General features: G+C 70.0%; 19 protein-coding genes and 1 pseudogene. 7 read left to right on the top strand and 13 right to left on the bottom strand.

Annotated elements, in window-relative coordinates; genetic code table 11:
- On the bottom strand, positions 1-1551 hold a 1551-nt coding region (locus FNH05_RS11990), incomplete at its 3' end, for an amidohydrolase (RefSeq protein WP_246127674.1).
- Positions 1552-1649: 98 nt separating this feature from the next.
- Here FNH05_RS11990 and FNH05_RS11985 point away from each other — a divergent pair.
- The 3 genes from FNH05_RS11985 (at position 1650) to FNH05_RS37985 (ending at position 3486) form a co-directional block, all read left to right on the top strand.
- A complete protein-coding gene (locus tag FNH05_RS11985) occupies positions 1650-3032 on the top strand; it encodes a KamA family radical SAM protein (RefSeq protein WP_144587455.1) in 1383 nt (460 codons plus the stop codon).
- A gap of 113 nt (positions 3033-3145) precedes the next feature.
- Positions 3146-3298, top strand: a complete 153-nt coding sequence (locus FNH05_RS37990; protein WP_186382507.1) for a DUF6924 domain-containing protein — start codon at positions 3146-3148, stop codon at positions 3296-3298.
- 14 nt (positions 3299-3312) lie between these two features.
- Positions 3313-3486, top strand: coding sequence for a DUF6924 domain-containing protein (locus tag FNH05_RS37985; protein WP_186382506.1), 174 nt, complete (start codon positions 3313-3315; stop codon positions 3484-3486).
- A gap of 37 nt (positions 3487-3523) precedes the next feature.
- Here FNH05_RS37985 and FNH05_RS11980 read toward each other — a convergent pair whose 3' ends face one another.
- From FNH05_RS11980 to FNH05_RS11960, 6 genes and pseudogenes are all read right to left on the bottom strand, one after another.
- The gene (locus FNH05_RS11980) at positions 3524-4744 is read right to left on the bottom strand and encodes an RNA polymerase sigma factor (RefSeq protein WP_144587453.1); all 1221 of its coding nucleotides are present in this window, start codon (positions 4742-4744) and stop codon (positions 3524-3526) included.
- Positions 4741-5112, bottom strand: coding sequence for a YciI family protein (locus FNH05_RS11975; RefSeq protein WP_144587451.1), 372 nt, complete (start codon positions 5110-5112; stop codon positions 4741-4743). Before FNH05_RS11975 ends, FNH05_RS11980 begins: the two co-directional genes overlap by 4 nt.
- A gap of 143 nt (positions 5113-5255) precedes the next feature.
- Positions 5256-5456: a hypothetical protein gene (locus tag FNH05_RS39220; RefSeq protein WP_246127673.1), complete on the bottom strand. Its 201-nt coding sequence runs from the start codon at positions 5454-5456 to the stop codon at positions 5256-5258.
- The gene (locus tag FNH05_RS39215; protein WP_246127672.1) at positions 5422-5619 is read right to left on the bottom strand and encodes a winged helix-turn-helix transcriptional regulator; all 198 of its coding nucleotides are present in this window, start codon (positions 5617-5619) and stop codon (positions 5422-5424) included. Before FNH05_RS39215 ends, FNH05_RS39220 begins: the two co-directional genes overlap by 35 nt.
- A gap of 164 nt (positions 5620-5783) precedes the next feature.
- Entirely contained in the window at positions 5784-6995 is a 1212-nt protein-coding gene (locus FNH05_RS11965; RefSeq protein ID WP_144587449.1) for an FAD-dependent oxidoreductase, read from the bottom strand.
- Positions 6996-7381: 386 nt separating this feature from the next.
- Positions 7382-7719 (bottom strand): annotated as a pseudogene (locus FNH05_RS11960) (Tn3 family transposase); the annotation flags it as partial.
- Between the two features lie 210 nt (positions 7720-7929).
- Here FNH05_RS11960 and FNH05_RS11955 point away from each other — a divergent pair.
- The gene (locus tag FNH05_RS11955; RefSeq protein WP_144587447.1) at positions 7930-8805 is read left to right on the top strand and encodes a helix-turn-helix transcriptional regulator; all 876 of its coding nucleotides are present in this window, start codon (positions 7930-7932) and stop codon (positions 8803-8805) included.
- A 122-nt stretch (positions 8806-8927) separates the two neighbouring features.
- On the top strand, positions 8928-9779 hold the full coding sequence (locus tag FNH05_RS11950) for an oxidoreductase (protein ID WP_144587445.1): 852 nt from the start codon (positions 8928-8930) through the stop codon (positions 9777-9779).
- A gap of 106 nt (positions 9780-9885) precedes the next feature.
- Here FNH05_RS11950 and FNH05_RS11945 read toward each other — a convergent pair whose 3' ends face one another.
- Positions 9886-10245, bottom strand: a complete 360-nt coding sequence (locus FNH05_RS11945; RefSeq protein ID WP_144587443.1) for a DoxX family protein — start codon at positions 10243-10245, stop codon at positions 9886-9888.
- Complete coding sequence (locus FNH05_RS11940; protein WP_144587441.1) at positions 10242-10856, bottom strand: TetR/AcrR family transcriptional regulator; 615 nt, start codon at positions 10854-10856, stop codon at positions 10242-10244. The genes FNH05_RS11945 and FNH05_RS11940 overlap by 4 nt, the downstream gene beginning before the upstream one ends.
- A gap of 171 nt (positions 10857-11027) precedes the next feature.
- On the opposite strand from FNH05_RS11940, the gene FNH05_RS11935 reads away from it, so the two are divergent.
- Positions 11028-12965, top strand: coding sequence for an elongation factor G (locus FNH05_RS11935; protein WP_144587439.1), 1938 nt, complete (start codon positions 11028-11030; stop codon positions 12963-12965).
- 108 nt (positions 12966-13073) lie between these two features.
- On the opposite strand, the gene FNH05_RS11930 is transcribed toward FNH05_RS11935, so the two are convergent.
- The 3 genes from FNH05_RS11930 to polX all read right to left on the bottom strand — a co-directional run bounded on the left by FNH05_RS11930 (position 13074) and on the right by polX (position 15897).
- Positions 13074-13523: a MarR family winged helix-turn-helix transcriptional regulator gene (locus tag FNH05_RS11930; RefSeq protein ID WP_144587437.1), complete on the bottom strand. Its 450-nt coding sequence runs from the start codon at positions 13521-13523 to the stop codon at positions 13074-13076.
- A complete protein-coding gene (locus FNH05_RS11925; protein ID WP_186382505.1) occupies positions 13520-14089 on the bottom strand; it encodes an NADPH-dependent FMN reductase in 570 nt (189 codons plus the stop codon). Before FNH05_RS11925 ends, FNH05_RS11930 begins: the two co-directional genes overlap by 4 nt.
- 80 nt (positions 14090-14169) lie before the next feature.
- On the bottom strand, positions 14170-15897 hold the full coding sequence (gene polX / locus FNH05_RS11920; RefSeq protein ID WP_144587434.1) for a DNA polymerase/3'-5' exonuclease PolX: 1728 nt from the start codon (positions 15895-15897) through the stop codon (positions 14170-14172).
- A 139-nt stretch (positions 15898-16036) separates the two neighbouring features.
- On the opposite strand from polX, the gene FNH05_RS11915 reads away from it, so the two are divergent.
- Positions 16037-17182: a sialidase family protein gene (locus tag FNH05_RS11915; protein ID WP_144587433.1), complete on the top strand. Its 1146-nt coding sequence runs from the start codon at positions 16037-16039 to the stop codon at positions 17180-17182.
- Between the two features lie 48 nt (positions 17183-17230).
- On the opposite strand, the gene FNH05_RS11910 is transcribed toward FNH05_RS11915, so the two are convergent.
- Complete coding sequence (locus FNH05_RS11910; protein WP_144587432.1) at positions 17231-18352, bottom strand: MGDG synthase family glycosyltransferase; 1122 nt, start codon at positions 18350-18352, stop codon at positions 17231-17233.
- Positions 18353-18436: the final 84 nt, after the last annotated feature.

The raw sequence follows: 18436 nt of genomic DNA, 5'->3' as shown, positions 1-18436 counted from the left end.
GCGCAGGCAGACCGGGAGCGGGGCGCCGGGGTCGAGGCGCGGGAGCGCCGGAACCTGGGAGCGGGGGTCGGTGGACCAGCGCTGGACCCGGGTGTCGGGCGCGGAAACGACCAGCTCACCGGCGTCCCAGATCGCGTAGTGGGCGCGGGCTCCGGGCACGAGGGTGCCGGTGAGGCCGTCGTTCACGCCGGCGGCGCGGTGTCCTCCCCGGGTGTGGGCGTTGAAGGCGGCGCGGGCGGACAGTCCCGCGTTGGGGGTGTGGTGGTGGACGCCGGCGCGCACGCTCGCCCACGGGTCGAGCGGGGTGACCGGGCTGTCGGAGCCGAAGGCGAGCACGATGCCGTTCGCGGCGAGGGTCGCGAACGGGTTCAGCGCGGGCGCGCGGTCGCCGAGGCGGGTGGCGTACATGCCGTCCGTGCCGCCCCACAGGGCGTCGAACTGGGGTTGCATGGAGGCGGCGACGGCCCAGCGGGCGAGCCGGGCGGCCTGGTCGGCGTCGACCATCTCGAGGTGTTCGAGGCGGTGGGTGCGGGCGGCCAGCGCGCGCTGTCCCACCTGGGTCTCGGCGAGTTCGAACCCGCGGACGACCTCGGCGACCCCGGCGTCGCCGATGACGTGGAAACCGGCCTGCAGCCCGGCTTCGGTGCAGGTGAGAAGGTGTTCGGCGATGGCTTCGGCATCGAGGTAGCGCACCCCGGTGCTGTCGGGGCGGTCGGTGTAGGGGCTGTGCAGCGCGGCGGTGTGGGAGCCGAGGGCGCCGTCGACGAAGAGGTCTCCGGCGAGGCCGCGCAGCCCGTGGCGCCGGGCGAGGTCGACGGCGTCGCGGGCGCCCCAGTAGGCGACGACTTCGGGGCGTCCGGGCTCGGCGGCGAGGGCGAGCAGGGCGGTGAGGTCGTCCTCGCCGGAGATTTCGGGCCCGGCGCATTCGTGGACGCTGACGATGCCGCGGCGGGCGGCCTCGCGCAGGAACGCGTCCTGGGCGGCGTGCCGCTGTTCGGCGGTGATGGCGCGTTGTGCGGCGGCGCGGGCCCGGTGGTGGGCGTCGGTGGTCAGCGGTCCGTCCGGGGACCAGCCTTCGGCGTCGCGGGTTTCGGGGGCCAGTGCGATCAGGGCGCTGGACACCAGTGCGGAGTGGACGTCGACGCGGCTGAGGTAGACCGGGCTGTTCCCCGCGGCTTCGTCGAGTTCGGCCCGGCTGGGCAGGCGCGGGTCGGTCCAGGAGCTCTGGTCCCAGCCGTGGGCGAGCAGCACTTCACCGGGCCGGGCGGCCCGGCGGACCGCGGCGAGGAGTTCCCCGGCGTCGCGGACGGTGGTGAGGTCGAGTCCGGTCAGGTGCAGGCCGGTGGCGGTGGCGTGGACGTGGGCGTCGACGAAGGCGGGCGCGACGAAGGCGCCGCCGAGGTCGACCACCTCGGCGTCGGGATGCAGGGCGCGGCCGGGGCCGTCCTGGCCCACCCAGACCACGGTGTCCCCGGTGACCGCCATCGCGGTCGCGTCGGGTGAGTTCGGGGTGTGGATCCGGCCGCCGACCAGAAGCGTTGTCTCGTTCACGGTGTCGAGTCTGCCTGATGACGTGCGACGGAAATATTTCCGTCGTAAGGTCTTCCCGACGGGAGATTTTCAAGATGATCCGCCGCCTAGGAGTACAGATGACTGCGATCCAGGAAGCTGTCTCGCCGGCCGAGGTGCTCGGCCAGCCCTACCAGTACGTCCGCCGGGAACTCGTGGAACCGGACTGGCGGCGTTTTCCGGGGTGGCGCGAGGTGACCGAGAGCCAGTGGCGGGACGCGCAGTGGCAGCGGGTGCACTGCCTGCGCAACATCGACCAGCTGCGCGCGGTGCTCGGCGATCTGGTCGGCGAGCGGTTCTACCAGGACCTGGCCGCCGACCAGCGGGACATGGCCACGATGTCGATGCTGCTGCCGCCGCAGATGCTCAACACGATGGCGCCCGAGGGGGCGGACGACTGGACCGAGGCGTTCTACGCCGACCCGATCCGCCGCTACATGCTGCCCGTGCGCAGCGACCGGGACCCGGAATGGCCAAGCCACCCCCATTCGGCGCGGGACTCGCTGCACGAGGCCGAGATGTGGGTGGTGGAGGGGCTGACCCACCGCTACCCCACCAAGGTGCTCGCCGAACTGTTGTCGACCTGCCCCCAGTACTGCGGGCACTGCACCCGGATGGACCTGGTGGGCAACTCCACGGAGCAGGTCGCCAAGCACAAGCTGGCGCTCAAGCCGGTGGACCGGCAGCAGGCCATGCTGGACTACCTGCGCCGCACGCCCGGAGTGCGGGACGTGGTGGTCTCCGGCGGGGACGTGGCCAACGTGCCATGGCACCAGCTGGAGTCGTTCCTGATGAACCTGCTCGCCATCGAAACGGTGCGGGACGTGCGCCTGGCGACCAAGGCGCTGGCCGGGCTGCCCCAGCACTGGCTGCAGCCGAAGGTCGTGGAAGGGCTGGAGCGGGTGGCGGTGACCGCGGCGCGGCGGGGGGTGAACCTGGCCATCCACACCCACGTCAACCACGCCCAGTCGGTCACCCCGCTGGTCGCGGAGGCGGCGCGGACCGCGCTCGCGGTCGGCGTGCGGGACGTGCGCAACCAGGGGGTGCTGATGCGGGGGGTGAACGCGACCTCCGAAGCGCTGCTCGACCTGTGCTTCGCGTTGCAGGGCGAGGCGAACATCCTTCCCTACTACTTCTACATGTGCGACATGATCCCGAACGCCGAGCACTGGCGGGTGGCGGTGCACCAGGCGCAGGACCTGCAGCACGCGATCATGGGCTACCTGCCCGGCTACGCCACGCCGCGCATCGTCTGCGACGTGCCGTACGTGGGCAAGCGCTGGGTGCACCAGCTCGCCGATTACGACCGTGAACGCGGGATCTCCTACTGGACCAAGAACTACCGCACCGGGATCGAGCACGACGACCCCGAGGCACTGAGCCGCCGCTACCCCTACTACGACCCGATCTCCACCCTGCCCGAGGCGGGCAAGCACTGGTGGCGGGAGCACACCGCCTCCTGAGCCGCGCTGGGTAGAACTCGTCCGGGGAAGGTCACCTTGACGCCGCCGGTAAAGTGACCTTCCCCGTGCCAGGCGCGGGGACGACCGCTCCCGCTCCCCCGCAAGGATCTCCGGTGCCTGCCGCCGACCAGCAAAACCCCCTGGTTCGCACCGACTTCTCCGACGACGAGACTTGGGAAGCCTTGTGCACGGCGGTCGCGACACCCACCGAGGAGGACTTCCTGGCGTGCGTGCGGTTCGTGGACGATCCCGCTTCCGTGACCTGACCACCGATCAGCTCGTGGCACTCGAGTGGCCGTTGCTCGTGCTCTACCTGCGCGAGGATGACAGGGAGCGGTTGCGAGTGGTCGCCAACGAGTTGTGGTCGATCGAGAACAACATTTCCCTCGCCAACATGGACTGGGAAGAGTTCGCCAAGGCCGCTGACGACGACGGCGTGTTCCGGGGCTTCTGACCCCGGCGGCGGTCCGGAACCGTCGCCGCCATCCCGCTCAGCTTGGCCCGCTCCTCAGCCGTCCGGCGCGGGATTCCAGGTAGCGTTGCTCGGCGATGCTCGCGGTGGCCTTCGCCGCGCGCCGGTAGTGCTCGTACGCCCCGGCCTCGTTGCCGGCCTTCTCCAGCAGGTGCGCCCGTACCGACAGCAGCCGGTGATGCCCGGCCACCCGCCTGTCGTTGTCCAATGTGGACAGCAGGGCCAGGCCGACCTGCGGGCCCGCGGTCTCGGCGAGCGCGATCGCCCGGTTGAGGGTGACCATCGGGTTGGGCGCGATCCGTTCCAGGATCAGGTAAAGGGCATGCACCTGCGCCCAGTTGGTCTCCCCGGCCGTGGCCGCGTCGGCGTGCGTGGCGGCGATCGCGGCCTGCAGCTGGTAGGGCCCCAGCGCCGGTCCGGCCAGCGACGTCCTGACCAGCGCCATGCCCTCGTCGATCAGCGCGCGGTCCCACTTCGCGCGGTCCTGTTCGTTCAGCGGCACCAGGTCCCCGGCCGCCGTGGTCCGTGCCTCCCGGCGGGCGTGGGTCAGCAGCATCAGCGCGAGCAACCCGGTCACCTCGCCGTCCCCGGGCAGCTGCGCGTGCACCATCCTGGCCAGCCGGATCGCCTCGCACGCGAGGTCCGGGCGGTGCAACTCGCTGCCCGAGGAGGCGGTGTAGCCCTCGTTGAAGATCAGGTAGAGCACGTGCAGGACGACCCGAGACCGCTCCTCGAGCTCCACGCCCTCCGGCAGGGTGAACGAGCTGCCCGCGGCCTTGATGCACTGCTTGGCGCGGCTGATCCTGGCGGCCATCGTGGCCTCCGGAACCAGGAACGCGCGGGCGATCTGGGCGGTGGTCAGGCCGCCGACCGCGCGCAGGGTCAGAGCGGTCTGGGAGGCCGCGGTCAGCGTCGGATGGCAGCACAGGAACAACAGGACGAGCGTGTCGTCGGTGTCCGGCACGTCGTCGGGCGCGATCTCGGTGCCCGTCGCCGACTCCCGCTCACGGCGCGCGTGGTCACTGCGCATCCGGTCGATCAGCCGCCGGGCCGCGACGGTGCCCAGCCAGCCGCGCGGGTTGTCCGGCACTCCCCCGCCGGCCCATTGCAGGGTGGCGGCGAGAGCGGCCTCCTGCACGGCGTCCTCACACCCGTCGAAGTGGCCGTACCGGCGTACCAGCGCGCCGAGGACCTGCGGCGTGAGCTCACGCAACAGGTCCTCGACGGCCGGTGTCGTCATGCGTCGCATTGTCCGTCGGCGAACATCACCTGCCGCACCTCGACCCCCAGGCCCTCGACCGCGGCATCCGGGATCCGCGCCGCGAGTTCGATCGCCCGCTCCTTGTTCTCACAGTCGATCAGGTAGAAACCGCCCAGGTGCTCCTTGGCTTCCAGGAAGGGCCCGTCGGTCACCACCGGCTGGCCGTTGCGCACCGACACCACGGCGGCCTGCGACGGGTCGGCCAGCGCCTGCGTGGTGATCAGCTCGCCGGACTCCTTCAGCGCCTCGATGAACCCGGCGTGGCCGGCGCCGATCGCCGCCTTCTCCTCGTCGGTCAGCGCGTCCAGTACGGCCGGGTTGATGTGCAGCCCGATCAGGAACTTCATGTCCTACTCCTCATGGTTCGCGAGCCCCGGCTGGGCCCTCCACCCGGTTGGTCGGAGCCACCACCGCGATCTTGACATCCTCCGCCCCGATTTCTGGCCACCTTGCATCATGCAGGCAGTTACCTGGAGTTCCGCGCCCGATGTCAAGAAGCTCCCGACCGCTCCGACCGACCGGCAGGTACCAGGCCCGCAGGATTCACGCTGTGGTCGTAACGCTGCTGGGCCGCGATGACCTCGGGGGTGTGCGCCGAAATCCAGCGGACCAGTTGGGCGAACGGGCGGGGCAGGCCCAGGCCCAGTTCGGTCAGCTCATAACTGACCTGCGGCGGGATGGTCGGCTCCACGGGTGCGCGCTACCAGCCCGTCACGGACCAGGGTCCGCAGTTTGGCGGAGAGTATCTTCTCGCTGATGCCCTCGATGCGCTCGCGCAGTTCGAAGTAGCGCATCGGCCCGGGCGCCAGGGCGGCGAGGATCAGCGGCACCCATCGTCCGGTGACATGTTCCATCACCTCCCGCCCCGGGCATTCGCTGTGAAAGGTGTCACTGATCCACCGGGCATCGCTTTCATCCCCGTACTCGCCTACTGCTCTTTCCGGGGATTACGGCAAAGTACCTACTTACAAAATGCCAGTGATCCGGCCGGTCGATTGGACCGCGCGGCCGAGTGTTGTCAAAGGCTCATTTGACGACAGATCGGAGTCAAGTTCAGTCGGCCGTTCTGAGGCCCGGTATCGACATCGGCGGCAGCGGTATCAAGGGCGCCCTTGTCGACGAACAGCGTGACCACGCTGTTCGGCGCCTCCTGGCCGAAGAAGGTCTCGAGATTGTGCGCCGAGTGGACGGCGACCTCGCGGCTGCGGGGGAAAAGCCGCTTCTCGTAGGCGGCGAGCGCAGTCTCGACGTCGGGGTGCCCGGCCAGCTCGCGCGCCAGGTCGGCGCCGTCGTACATGGCGAGGTTGGCGCCTTCGCCAGCGAAGGGCGACATCAGGTGCGCGGCGTCGCCGACCAGCGTCACGCCCGGCACCCGGTCCCAGCTGAGCCCGACAGGGAGCGCGTGGATCGGCCGGAGCCACGGCTCCGCGTCGCTGCCTGTCACGAACGCAGTGAGCAGCGGCGACCAGCCATCGAACTCGTGGGCGAGGCGGCGGAGACCGGCGGTCGGGTCACCGAAGTCGATCGACCGCATCCACTCCTCGGGCTTGTTCAGCGCTACGTAACCGCGCACATCACCGTCCGCGTCGCGGTGGACGATGATGCCCTGGCCCGGCGCGACCGCCATCAGTGTGCCGCTGCCGATCGTGGCCACGCTCGCCCGGTGGTCCCGGTCGCCCGAGGCGAGGGCGATCTCGACGAAGCAGGTGCCGCTGTAGCGCGGCTCGGCCTGGGTGAGCAGCGGCCGGACCTTCGACCAGGCGCCGTCCGCGCCGACGACGACGCCGGCGCGGACGGTGGAACCCGCCGTGAAGGTGAGGTCGAAGCCGCCCGTCGGGTGGTGCCGGAGTGCGGTGAGCTTGTGGCCCCACTGGATGGTCCCGGGGGCGAGCGAGTCGATGAGCAGGCGCCGGAGTTCGCCGCGATCCACCTCGGGGCGGGCCGAACGGGGGTCCGTGAGCCGGTCGAGCAGGATCGTGCCGTGGCGGTCGACGACACGCTTGGCGTCCTCGCCTGGCCGGACCAGGGCGCGGAACTCGTCATACAAGCCCGCCGCGCGGAGCGCGACCTGCCCGGTTTCTTCGTGAATGTCGAGTAGGCCGCCCTGGGCGCGCGCCGTCACCGACGCCTCACCCTCGTAGATCGTAGCGGCGACGCCGTGGGCTTGGAGCACCCGGGCGAGCATCAGCCCGCCCAGTCCCGCTCCGACGATGGTGACGGTCTTCTGCATGGTGCGCTCCTCGGTTGTGGTCGACACCGGGAACGGGCGGGACGCCCGATCTCGGTACGGAGACGCTCACCGATCGGAACCGTCCTGCATCGATGTGTGCGCGATGTCCGGCGAGCAACACCGCAGGACATCGTTTTTCGCGACACCATGAATCTAACCTGGCTTCGGATTCGGAGCAAAGCCTCGGTTCAAGCGGATGCTGCCAGCGAAGGAGCTGGCGTCAGAAGAGCGTGTCGCTCAACCGCAACGGCCGGTAGCCGGTGGGGCCGAGCTGGGCGAGTTGGCCGTCGGTGTCGACCTCGATCGCGCCGAAGAAGTTGATGTTCTCCGAGTGGGCCGGGGAAATGTGGGCCAGAACCTCCCGTCGTCGATGCGGCGTCCGGCCGCTCGGTGATCGGAATGTCGGTGGCGTTGCCGAGGATCTCGTCCAGGACGTAGTGCGCCTCGCGTTTCGCCGCGACGACGATCTTCGTGCCGTAGGTGGTGTACTGGTCGGTCACATGCGTGTACGTCGACAAGCCCTCGTGCACGAAGTAGCGGCTCAAAGCTCTTGCCGTGACCGACTTTCCGCGCGTCGGGAAACGTTGACCGTCCGATGAGGACAGCGTGCCGGTGCCGAACACCGGGGTCAGCGGTAGGCGCTGGTGGTAGCCGATCAGCGCCAGGTTCGCCGCCCGAGCGTCTCCTCCCGCACGTACCACTCGGCCGTCCAGGCCAGGATGTCCTAGGAAATCCCGGGCTGCCGAGCCAGTTGCTGGACGGCCTGCCGTCCCGGTTCCCCACGGCCTCGTGAGCCTCTGCGCTGGGGACCGCCGGGATACGGGAGAAGCCTGACAAGTGCTCGGCGAGCGCGGCCTCGCACAACCTGGTGTGTAGTACTGGCAGGGCCAGCTACGCCCTTGGTGATCGACTGGGTGAAGAGCAGACTCGGGGCATGGGCAACAACGACCTCGGCGACTTCCTGCGGGCCCGTCGTGCCGGACTTACGCCGGAGGAGATCGGTCTGCCGGCCGAGTTCGGCGCGGGTCGCCGGGTCGCCGGTCTGCGGCGCGCTGAGGTCGCGCAGCTGGCCGGGGTGAGTACCGAGTACTACACCCGTCTGGAACAAGGCCGCGCCCGGCAGCCCTCCGAACAGGTACTGCATGCCCTCTCCGACGCGCTGCGGTTCGATGACATCGAGCGGCGGCATCTGTTCGCCCTCGCGGGCACCACGGCCGGGCGCACGGACCGGGCCGAGCACTCGTCGCGGCTGCGACCGGCGCTACGGCAGGTGTTGGAGTCGATGGAGCTGGCTTCTGCTTTCGTCAGCGACCGGAACCTCACCGTCGTCGGCGGGAACACGTTGTGGGCGTTGCTGTTTCCCGATGTGGCCGCGCTGCCGCGCTGGGAACGCAGCATGGCGCGCTGGACGCTGCTGGATCCGCGCGCTCGCCTGGTGTGGTGCGACTGGGAACGCGTCGCCCGCGACTACGTACACGGGTTGCGGCTGGCCGCCGCCGCCCAGCCGCGAAACCAGCGCATCGCCAACCTGATCGGTGAGCTGATGATGCGCTCACCCGAGTTCCCGGCGTGGTGGTCCGAACACCGCGTCCAGGAACGCAGCAGCGGCCTCAAACGCCTCCGCCACCCGGTCGCCGGTGACCTGGAACTGCAGTACGAGATCTTCACCTCGGTCGCCGACCCGGGCCAATCGCTGGTCGTCTACTGCGCGCCGCCCGGCTCGCCGTCCCAGGAGCGCCTGCGACTGCTGGCCAGCTGGGGCAGCGAACCCGCCACCGCGACCACCCTGGGCACTGCCGCCGAGTCCTGACCAACGCCCGAACCAGGCGATCCGGCACCACCCGACCCGACCCCGCCATACCCGCGGGGTCGATGCCGCCGTGCCCACGCACGCCCCGCGGCCTGACCCTCATCCACGAAAGGAAACCCGTAGTGAGCAAGACATTCCTGATCACCGGCGTCAGCACCGGCCTCGGCCGGGCCATCGCCCGGCGAGCACTGGCGGCCGGGCACCGGGTCGCGGGCACCGTGCGCACCGAGCAGCACGCGGCCGCCTTCCGGGCACTGGACCCCGACCGCGCCCGGGCCTTCGTCCTCGATCTGTCCGAAGCGGACCGGATCGAGCCCACGGTGCGGGCCGCCGAAGCGGAACTGGGCCCGATCGAAGTGCTCGTGGCCAACGCCGGCTACGGGCTCGAAGGCACCTTCGAAGAGTCGTCGATGGCCGATCTGCGCCGCCAGTTCGAGGTCAACGTGTTCGGCACGGTGGCGACCGTGAAAGCGGTCCTGCCCGGCATGCGGGAACGGCGCGGCGGCCACATCTTCGTCATCACCTCGATGGGTGGGCACACCACCTTCCCCGGACTGGCGTTCTACGAAGGCAGCAAACACGCACTGGAAGGCATCACCGACACCCTCGCCCAAGAGGTCACCCAGTTCGGCGTGCGGGTCACCGCCGTGGCTCCCGGCGCGTTCAAAACCGACTGGGCGGGCAGGTCACTGGTCCGCGTACCCCGCAGTGTCGCCGACTACGACGCACTGTTCGACCCGATCCGGACCCGCCGCCAGGCCCTCGCCGGTCAGGGCATCGGTGACCCCGATCGCGCGGGTGACGCCATCCTCACCCTCCTGGACGCGGAGAAGCCTCCCGTGCACGTCCTGCTCGGCTCGGACGCGCTACGCCTGGTCACCGCCGGGCGCCGGCGCGTCCAGGACGACTTCGACGCCTGGGAGAAACTCAGCCGCTCCACCGACTCCACCGAAGGCGGGGTAACAGTCGCCTGACACTGGACAGGTCAGCAAGACAGCGGCCGGTAACGGCGCTGTGGCTACCCGGCCCAACCGGAGACAGCGACAGCGCCTTACCCGATCAGCGCTGCGCCGAAAGCGCTTACACCGCGTAGGAGAACACGAGCACCGACACCGACAGTGCCAGCATGCCCAAGCAGTTGAGCCAGAACTCCTGCTTGAGGAACCGTGCCCGGAAGTGCGCGTACGACGCGCACACGAAGTACCCGATGACGGCGACGTTCGTGGTGAACGCGACACCGGGGTACTTGATGCCGGCCACCAGCCCGGCCGCCGCCAGTAGCTTGATCACGACGAGGATCCACCACCAGTCGCGCGGCAGCCGGACCCCGTCGAGACACCGTTGGATGAAAACCGGTGGCCTCAGCGACATCACGGCGTCGCCGAACAGCGCGAGCGCCAGCAGCGCGGTGAGCCACCAGATGTGGGGTACGCCGATCATTCCTCTCCTCCTTCGTGGCCGATCACGAATCCGATCACCTCGCGCAGCTGGTCGACTGCGTCGGGCCGGCGGATCGTGCCGTGGGAGATGGTCATGAGAATGCCGAGGTAGGAGAAGTACACGACCCGCGCGCCGCGGCCGGAGCCCGCGCCGTCCAGTCCCGCGCGCGCGAGCACTCCGGTGATCTCGGCGATCAGGGACAGCGCGAGGTTCTGGAAGATCGCCGACTCGTGTGCTCCCCGCACGATGATCGCCGCGTACTCGCGCGAAAGTTCCTCGTCGAGCGTGAAGTAGCGGATGAAGGGCTCGAACAGGGCCATGACCGCGTCCACCGCGGCGCCCGGGGACATCGGGACGGGGGCCGCGCCATGTTCGGCTGTTCTCGCGCGGTGCACGGCGTCGATCCACCCGTCGAAGATCGCGACGAGAAGTGCGTCCTTGTCGCCGACCGACATCACCGTCCCGGCGCTGACTCCCGCCTCGGCAGCGATCTGCCGGACCGTGGTGGCCCCGAACCCCTGGTCGCGGAACAGCCGCTCGGCCGCGGCCAGCACCCTCTGCCGCGTCGCCTCCCGCCTCGCCGCCCGAGACTGAACATGTTCACTGAACACGTTCAGCAGGCTATCGTGCCGCCGCGCCGGGGGCAACCACGCGACGAACCGGTGGTGATCGGGCATCATGGCGGGGACCATCAGATGATCGACAGGGAGCCGTGATGCGCCGATTCCTCGAAACACCCCAGAGCCCTTACCGGACGGTGATTTTCGAGGATCTCGGCACACATGCACATCCAGCACACTCTGAACATCGGCATTCTCGCGCACGTCGACGCGGGTAAGACCAGCCTGACCGAACGGCTGCTGTTCGACACCGGCGCCATCGACCGGCTCGGCAGCGTCGATGCCGGCAACACCCACACCGACACGTCACCCACCGAACGCGAGCGCGGCATCACCATCCGCTCCGCGGTTGCGCCTTTCACCACCGGCTCCACCCAGGTCAACCTGATCGACACCCCCGGACACACCGATTTCGTCGCCGAGGTCGAACGAGCCCTCGGCATACTCGACGGCGCGGTCCTGGTCCTCTCGGCCGTCGAGGGAGTACAAGCGCACACCCGGGTCCTCATGCGCACCCTGCGTCACATGAAGCTTCCGACTCTCATCTTCGTCAACAAGATCGACCGCTCCGGCGCCCGGCAGGATGACCTGCTTACCGACATCCGGCGGAAGCTCGCACCCGGTGTCATTCCCATGGCGGTGGTCGGCGATGTGGGAACCCGGGCTGCTCAGGTGCTTCCGCAGTCCCTTGACGATCCGGACTTCCGCACCCGCGTTGGGGAGGTGCTCGCCGAGACCGACGAGGCCGTGCTGGCCAGAGTCGTCGACGGGCCGCCCCTCTCGCCGGGGGAACTGCTCGCCGCGCTCGCCCGGCAGACCGCGCAGGCACTGGTCCATCCGGTCTACTTCGGCTCCGCATTGAGCGGCGAGGGGATCGGGGGGCTCATCGACGGGATCACCGGCCTTCTCCCCCGCACCTCCGCTGAGGAAGCGAAGTCCGGCGCGCTGGAGCCTCGAGGCACGGTCTTCGCCCTGGAGCGCGGCAAGTCCGGTCAGAAGACCCATTACCTGCGGCTCTTCACCGGTGAGCTGTCACCACGACAGCGTGTGCGCTTCTACCGCCACCAGTCCGACGGCACGCTCAGCGAGCACACCGGGACCGTGACGTCACTCGAAGTCATCGGACAGTCCAGGGAGAAGACCACCCGCCTGACACCGGGGAACATCGGGAAAGTCACCGGCCTGGCGGAGATTCGCGTAGGTGACCACCTCGGGGCGCCGGATCCCCTCGACGACCGCCGACGGCCGCGCTTGCCCGCACCGGCCCTCCAGACCCTCGTCCGTCCCCGCACCGGCCGACCCGGCGCGGCGGCCCGCCTGCACACCGCCCTGCAGACCCTGGCCGAGCAGGACCCCCTCATCAAGGCGTGCGTCGATGCGGACGGAGCTACCTCGGTCCTTCTGTATGGCGAGATTCAAAAGGAGATCCTCGCGGCCGCCCTGGCGGACGACTTCGGCATCGAGGCAGTCTTCGAGCCCAGCCGAACGGTCTGCATCGAACGGCCCGCCGGTGTCGGCGAAGCCCACGAGGAGATGGCCTACCGCGCCCCAAGCCCCAACGGGTTCTGGGCAACCGTCGGCCTGCGCGTCGAGCCGGCACCGCGGGACGCGGGCATCACCTTCCGGCACGAGACGGAGCGGGGTGCCCTGCCCCCTGCCTTCCACCGCGCCATCGAAGAAGGTGTACGGGCTGGGCTCCACCGCGGGCCGAACGGCTGGGCCGTGACCGACTGCACGGTCACCCTCACTCGCTCCGGCTTCGCCGGCCCCCGCAGCACAGCCGGCGATTTCCGAAACCTCACCCCCATCGTCCTCAGGCGTGCCCTGGAACAGGCGGGCACCACGGTCTACGAGCCCTGCTGCGCCTATGAACTGGATACCCCGCCCGACATGCTCCCTGCGGTCACCACCGCCCTCACCGCCTTGGGGGCCGAGATTCACAAAGCCCAGGGCGGCACGACGTCATGGCTGCTCAAAGGAACCATCCCCACTCGACAGGTGCAGGCACTCGAACGTCAACTGCCGGGACTGACGCGTGGTGAGGGCACGTGGTGGTCCCGCCCCTGCGGGGAGCAACCCCTTGCCCGACCGCTCGAGTAACCGTTCCCATGCGGTTGCTCTGCCGATCGCCGTGCTGGCGCCGGTCACCAGCACGGCTTTCCTGCCAGGCCCGGGGTCCATGTTCGTCTCCTGATCTTCTGTCTGGAGTCAGTGGGGGTGTTCGAGGTTGTGGCGGACGGTGGTCAGCAGGCGGATGAGCTGTTCGGCGTCCTCGTCGGTGAGCCCGGCGATGGCATGGGCGTCTGTCTCCGCCCATGCGGCCGTTACGGCGTCCAGGACGGCCTCGCCGCGTTCGGTCAGCCGTAGCCGTGTCACCCGGCGGTCGCCGGGATCGGCGCTGCGCTGGATGAACCCGGTCCGTTCCATCCGGGTGAGTGCCTTGGCGATGGTGGGCTGCTCCAAGCCGATCCGCTGGACGAGTTCCGCCTGGGTCGTGTCGGGGTTGTGGTGGATGTCGACGATGAGGAGTTCCTGGCCCAGGTGCAGGCCGAGTTGTGCCATCCGGCGTTGCAGCACGGCACGATGCGCCCGGGTGGCGTGGGCGAGCGCGTAACCGACGGGCCCGTTGTCGGCGGCGATCTGACGCCCGGTGGTCATGCCGGCACCACCTGGCGATGACTTTGAACGTGGGTGAGCACGCGCTGCCACAGTTCGGCGATGTCGTGTCGTGGTTCCTCGCCCACCAGGACACCGTGGTCGTCGACGTGACGGTGGGCGTAGCCGACCGCGACGTCAAGGTCGGACAGGACCTCGGCACCGGACCGCCGGAGCAGGTCGGCGAGCTGCAGTTGGGCGAACGCGCCGCCGAACCGGTTCGGTGAGGCGCTCATCAGCACGACGGGTTTGCCGGCCAGCGGGCGAGGCGGTGCGAGAATCCCCAGCCAGTCGACGATGTCCTTCATGGCGCCGGGAATGCTGCGGTTCAGCTCCGGGGTCACCAGCAGCAGCACATCGGCCGCCGCGACCCGGTCTCGCAAGGCCGCCACGACCGGTGGGAACGGGCGCCCCATGGTCGCGTCGACGCGGGGAACCTCCGCGTTGCCGTCCCATGCCTCCACCCGGAAGGGGGCGGGGGCCAGTTCCCGCGCGGTCAGCAGCAGCGCCCTGTTCAGGGATCCGGCCCGCACGCTCCCGCAGATGCCGAGTACATCGATGTATTCCATAGCCGGGAATCTTATAGCCGGACATATATGCGGCGGAACCGGGGTGCGGAACTCCGCCGGTTCCCGCTCGCCCCTGACCATCAGCGTTTGCGGCCCTTGCGCAGGAAGGTCCGCAAACGCGTCAGCGGCCAGGTGTTGATCACGTCCTCGGCCGTGAGCCAGCCGCGCTGCGCGGTGCCCACGCCGAAGCGGATGGCCGCCAGGTGCGGCACGGCATGGGAGTCGCTGTCGATGGCGAACTTCACGCCGTACTTCTTGGCCCACAGGATGTGCTCGTCCCGCAGGTCGATGCGGTCCGGGAACGAGTTGATCTCCAGTGCGGTCCCGGTGCGGGCGCAGGCGCGGAACACCTCGTCGTAGTCGGCCTCCAGCGGCGGGCGGCGGCCGATCAGGCGGGCGCTGGGGTGGCCGATGATGTTGACGTAGGGGTTTTCGCAGGCGCGGACGAGCCTGCGGGTCACCTCGTCGCGGCTCTGGTTGAACAGCGAGTGCACCGAGGCCACGCACAGGTCGAACCCGGCGAGGAACTCCTCGGGCCAGTCGACCCCGCCGTCGGCGTCGATGTTGAGTTCCGTGCCGTGCAGCAGGCGCATCCCGCGGTGGGCCCGGTCCAGTGCGCGGACCTGATCGCGCTGGGCGAGCATCTTGTCGTCGGACATGCGCTGCATGTACAGGTTCGGCGCGTGGTCGGTGATCGCGTAGTAGGCGTAGCCGCGGGCGGCGGCGGCCGCCACCATCTCCTCCAGCGGCGCCACGCCGTCGGTGAGGTCGGTGTGGGTGTGCAGGTCGCCGCGCAGGTCGCTTTCCCGCACCAGCTCGGGTAGTTCCCCGGCGAGGGCGGCTTCGATCTCGCCGCGGTCCTCCCGCAGGGTCGGCGGGATCCACGGCAGGCCGAGGCGCCGGTAGACGTCCTCCTCGGTTTCGGACACCACCAGGTCACCGGTCTCGACGTCGAACAGGCCGTACTCGGACAGTTTGAGCCTGGCGTGCACCGCGATCTCGCGGGTGCGGATGTTGTGCGCCTTGGCGCCGGTGAAGTACTGCAGCGCGGCGCCCCACGCGGCGGGCCGCACCACGCGCAGGTCGACCTGCAGGCCCTTGGTGGTGCGGAGGGAGGTCTTCGTCTCGCCGGAGGCGATCACCTCGGCCACGAAGGGCAGTTCGCGGAAGGCCGCCATGATCGGTCCGGAATCCTCGGCGGCGGCCAGGACGTCGACGTCGCCGACGGTTTCCTTGAAGCGCCGCAGGGAGCCGGCGTAGGTGCAGCGACGGCAGCCGGTCACCGTGGACAGCGCCGTGACGATCTCCTCGGCCACGCCCATCGCGACGTCGAGCAGGACCCGGCCGCGGGACTGCTGCATGAGTTCGACGCCGTGCAGGATGTTCTGCTCGGTCTTGGGCCCGAACCCCTTGATGTCCCGCAGCCGCTCGTGGTGGATCGCGTCGAGGAGTTCCTCGATCGAAGCGATGCCCAGGTCGTGGTAGAGGACGGCGGCCTTCTTCGGCCCGAGGGTGGGGATGGTGATCAGCTGCCGCACCCCGGCGGGGATCTTCGCCCGGACCTCCTCGATGGCCTGCACGCTGCCGTGTTCGAAGTACTCCCAGATCTTGTCGGCGATGGACTTGCCCACGCCCGGGATCTCCCGCAGTTGCCTGATCTCCATGCGGGAAACGTCGTCGTGGCAGCCCGCGACGGCCCGTGCCGCCTTCTCGTAGGCCCGGGCCTTGAACGCGTCGCCGCCGGTGATCGCCAGCAGGTCGGCGTACTCCTGCAGAAGAGCCTCAACCTCGTCGTTGGGTCGAGCCATGGTTTCAGGGTAGAAGCCCGGACCGCGCCCGGCTGGGAGCCGCTTGTTGGCGAGGCGTACCGGTCAACACTGCCCCCGCAACTTTCGCGGTCACTCTGTGGTGTAATTCCGGCACACAACGTGTCGAGGGGAGAGCCGGATGCGTCGCCTGGGGGCCGGTTTCGCGCTGCTGATGTCGCTGCTGCTGGTCACGGCCCTGCTGACCGCGGCGGAGGCGGCGGGTTCGGGGCGGCAACGGCTGGCGATCGGGTCCTCTCCGCGGCTGGTGCGCCTGCAGCACAGCGTCTACCAGGGGCGCATCGTCGCCGCGGTGAACAGCTGGGACGCCCGCGGCCCGTACGCGCCGATCTTCGAAAGCACCGACGAGGGCCACAGTTTCCACCGCATCGGCGAGGTACGCGACCCCGAGGGCGCCCGGGGCGAATGCTGCGGTTCGCTCTACGAACTCCCCCGCCGGGTCGGCAATCTGCGGGCCGGGACGCTGCTGTGGGCGGCCAGCTACGGTCAGGGCGGCGGCCCGCAACGGCGCGTGGCGATCCGGATCTGGGCCAGTCGCGACGGCGGCCGCCACTGGTCGTTCCTGTCCGAACCCTTCCGCTCGCCGAACGGGGGCGGGCTGTGGGAGCCGGAGCTGAACGTGGACGCCGCCGGCACGCTGTGGGTGCACTACGCCGACGAATCCGAGTCCCCGCGGTTCTCCCAGCTCCTCGCCCGCACCGGTTCCGATGACGGGCTCGTCTGGAGCGCACCGCGCCACACGCTGGCGCTGCAACCGGAGCGCGCGAGGCCGGGGATGCCGCTCGTGCGGGCGCTGCCCGACGGCCGCTTCTACTTCGCCTACGAGATCTGCAACTACGGCGACCAGTTCTGCGACCCGTACTACAAGATCTCGCCCGACGGCGCGGACTTCGGCGATCCCGCCGATCCCGGCCGCCGGGCGGGCACCCCGGGCGCCAACTACTTCCAGCACGCCCAGACGGTGACGCTGTTCCCCGGCGGGGCGCACGGCACCCGGCTGGTGATGGTCGGCCAGATCTACACCGACCATCACGGCACACCCCTGCCGTCCAACGGGCGGGTGCTGCTGGTCAACGACGAGTTCGGTGCGGGCGCCTGGTCCGAACTGCCCGCCCCGGTGCCGGTGCCGGACGCCTACGACAACTTCTGCCCCAACTACAGTTCGGCGCTGCTTCCCGTGGACGGTGGCGGCACGGTGCTGGAGATCGCGGCCGACTACGACAACGGGGTGTGCACGACCTACTTCGCCCGCGGCCCGCTCTCCTGAGCGGCTCACGCCGCGAGGAAGGCTGTGGGTGTGCGGTGAGGGCGTCCCTCACGGCATGCCGGAGCCCGTCCCGGCCAGGGTAAGGAGGCCGTCGGCGAGGGTGCCCGTGCGGTCGCAATGTTGTTGCGCGGCCTCGGCCATCGCCTTCCACCGGTCGGGCTGCGTGATCAGGGTGCGCACGGCCTGCGCCAGTTCACCGTCGCGGGCGCAGACCACGGCCAGTCCGGCCCGCTCCATCAACTCGGCGTTGGCCCGTCCGTGCGCGGCGATGGGCCGGTGCATCAGCACGGGGCGCCCGCAGGCCAGTGCCTCCAGCCCGGTCGCGCCTCCCGCGTTGGTGACGACCACGTCGGCGGCGACGGTGTAGGCGGGCATCTCGTCGGTCCAGCCCAGCAGCCGCAGGCGCGGTTGCCGCGCGGCCAGTGGCCGCAGCCGCCGCAGCAGCGCGTCGTTGCGGCCGCACACCACGACCGGCACGACGTCGGGGTGCGCGGCCAGCAGTTCCTTGGCCGCGTCTTCGACGTCGCCGAATCCCAGTGAGCCGCAGGAGACCAGCGCGATGAACGCCTCGGGCGGCAGGCCGAGACGGTGCCGGGCGGCGGTGGCGTCACCGGGCCGGAACCCGGCCCGCACCGGGGGCGCGGACACCGCGACCTTCGCGCCGGGGACACAGGCGAGCGCGGGCGGGACCGCGCACTCGTGCATGACGAGGTTGAGATCGATCTCGCCGTAGACCCAGAACGGGTGCGGTGCGAAATCGGAGATCCAGGCCCCGGCGGGCACGGGCAGCCGGTGGTGGCGGCGCAGCCAGGCCAGGCCCGCGGTGCCCAGCGGATAGGTCGAGAGCACCAGATCCGGCCGGTACCGCGCGATCTCGCGGCCGAGCCGGGGCCCGCACCACCGGCCGACGAATCGCTTGGACGCGGTGGCGAACCAGCGGTGGCGCCACAGCGAACGGTAGAAGTACTCGTACAGCCAGGGGGTGTTCCGCACGTTGGAGACGTAGATCCAGCGGAACAGCGGGCCGACGCCGGTGCCCATCACTTCGAGCGTGTCCCGCCACGCCACCTCGGCCTCCGGCCATTGGCGGCGTACCGCCTCTTCGAGCGCCCGCCCCGTCGCGTTGTGCCCCTCCCCCATGGTCGCGGAGACGATCAGCACCCTCTTCATACCGCCCCTTCCGAAGCGCCGAACGGATCTTCGTCGTCCTCAGTGGACTGTGCGCGGGCCAGCCGGGAGGCCCGGGTGGACAGC

It is taken from the genome of Amycolatopsis rhizosphaerae, assembly GCF_007713715.1.
Lineage (GTDB): Bacteria > Actinomycetota > Actinomycetes > Mycobacteriales > Pseudonocardiaceae > Amycolatopsis_E > Amycolatopsis_E rhizosphaerae.
Note: the sequence above shows the minus strand (reverse complement) of the source record. Positions and strands in the feature narration are given on the sequence as shown.

Coding starts and splice junctions, on each gene's coding strand:
- FNH05_RS11985 (WP_144587455.1), top strand. CDS start 1,650: ATGACTGCGATCCAGGAAGCTGTCTCGCCGGCCGAGGTGCTCGGCCAG.
- FNH05_RS11980 (WP_144587453.1), bottom strand. CDS start 4,744: ATGACGACACCGGCCGTCGAGGACCTGTTGCGTGAGCTCACGCCGCAG.
- FNH05_RS11975 (WP_144587451.1), bottom strand. CDS start 5,112: ATGAAGTTCCTGATCGGGCTGCACATCAACCCGGCCGTACTGGACGCG.
- FNH05_RS39215 (WP_246127672.1), bottom strand. CDS start 5,619: ATGGAACATGTCACCGGACGATGGGTGCCGCTGATCCTCGCCGCCCTG.
- FNH05_RS11965 (WP_144587449.1), bottom strand. CDS start 6,995: ATGCAGAAGACCGTCACCATCGTCGGAGCGGGACTGGGCGGGCTGATG.
- FNH05_RS11955 (WP_144587447.1), top strand. CDS start 7,930: ATGGGCAACAACGACCTCGGCGACTTCCTGCGGGCCCGTCGTGCCGGA.
- FNH05_RS11945 (WP_144587443.1), bottom strand. CDS start 10,245: ATGATCGGCGTACCCCACATCTGGTGGCTCACCGCGCTGCTGGCGCTC.
- FNH05_RS11935 (WP_144587439.1), top strand. CDS start 11,028: ATGCACATCCAGCACACTCTGAACATCGGCATTCTCGCGCACGTCGAC.
- FNH05_RS11930 (WP_144587437.1), bottom strand. CDS start 13,523: ATGACCACCGGGCGTCAGATCGCCGCCGACAACGGGCCCGTCGGTTAC.
- FNH05_RS11925 (WP_186382505.1), bottom strand. CDS start 14,089: ATGGAATACATCGATGTACTCGGCATCTGCGGGAGCGTGCGGGCCGGA.
- polX (WP_144587434.1), bottom strand. CDS start 15,897: ATGGCTCGACCCAACGACGAGGTTGAGGCTCTTCTGCAGGAGTACGCC.
- FNH05_RS11915 (WP_144587433.1), top strand. CDS start 16,037: ATGCGTCGCCTGGGGGCCGGTTTCGCGCTGCTGATGTCGCTGCTGCTG.
- FNH05_RS11910 (WP_144587432.1), bottom strand. CDS start 18,352: ATGAAGAGGGTGCTGATCGTCTCCGCGACCATGGGGGAGGGGCACAAC.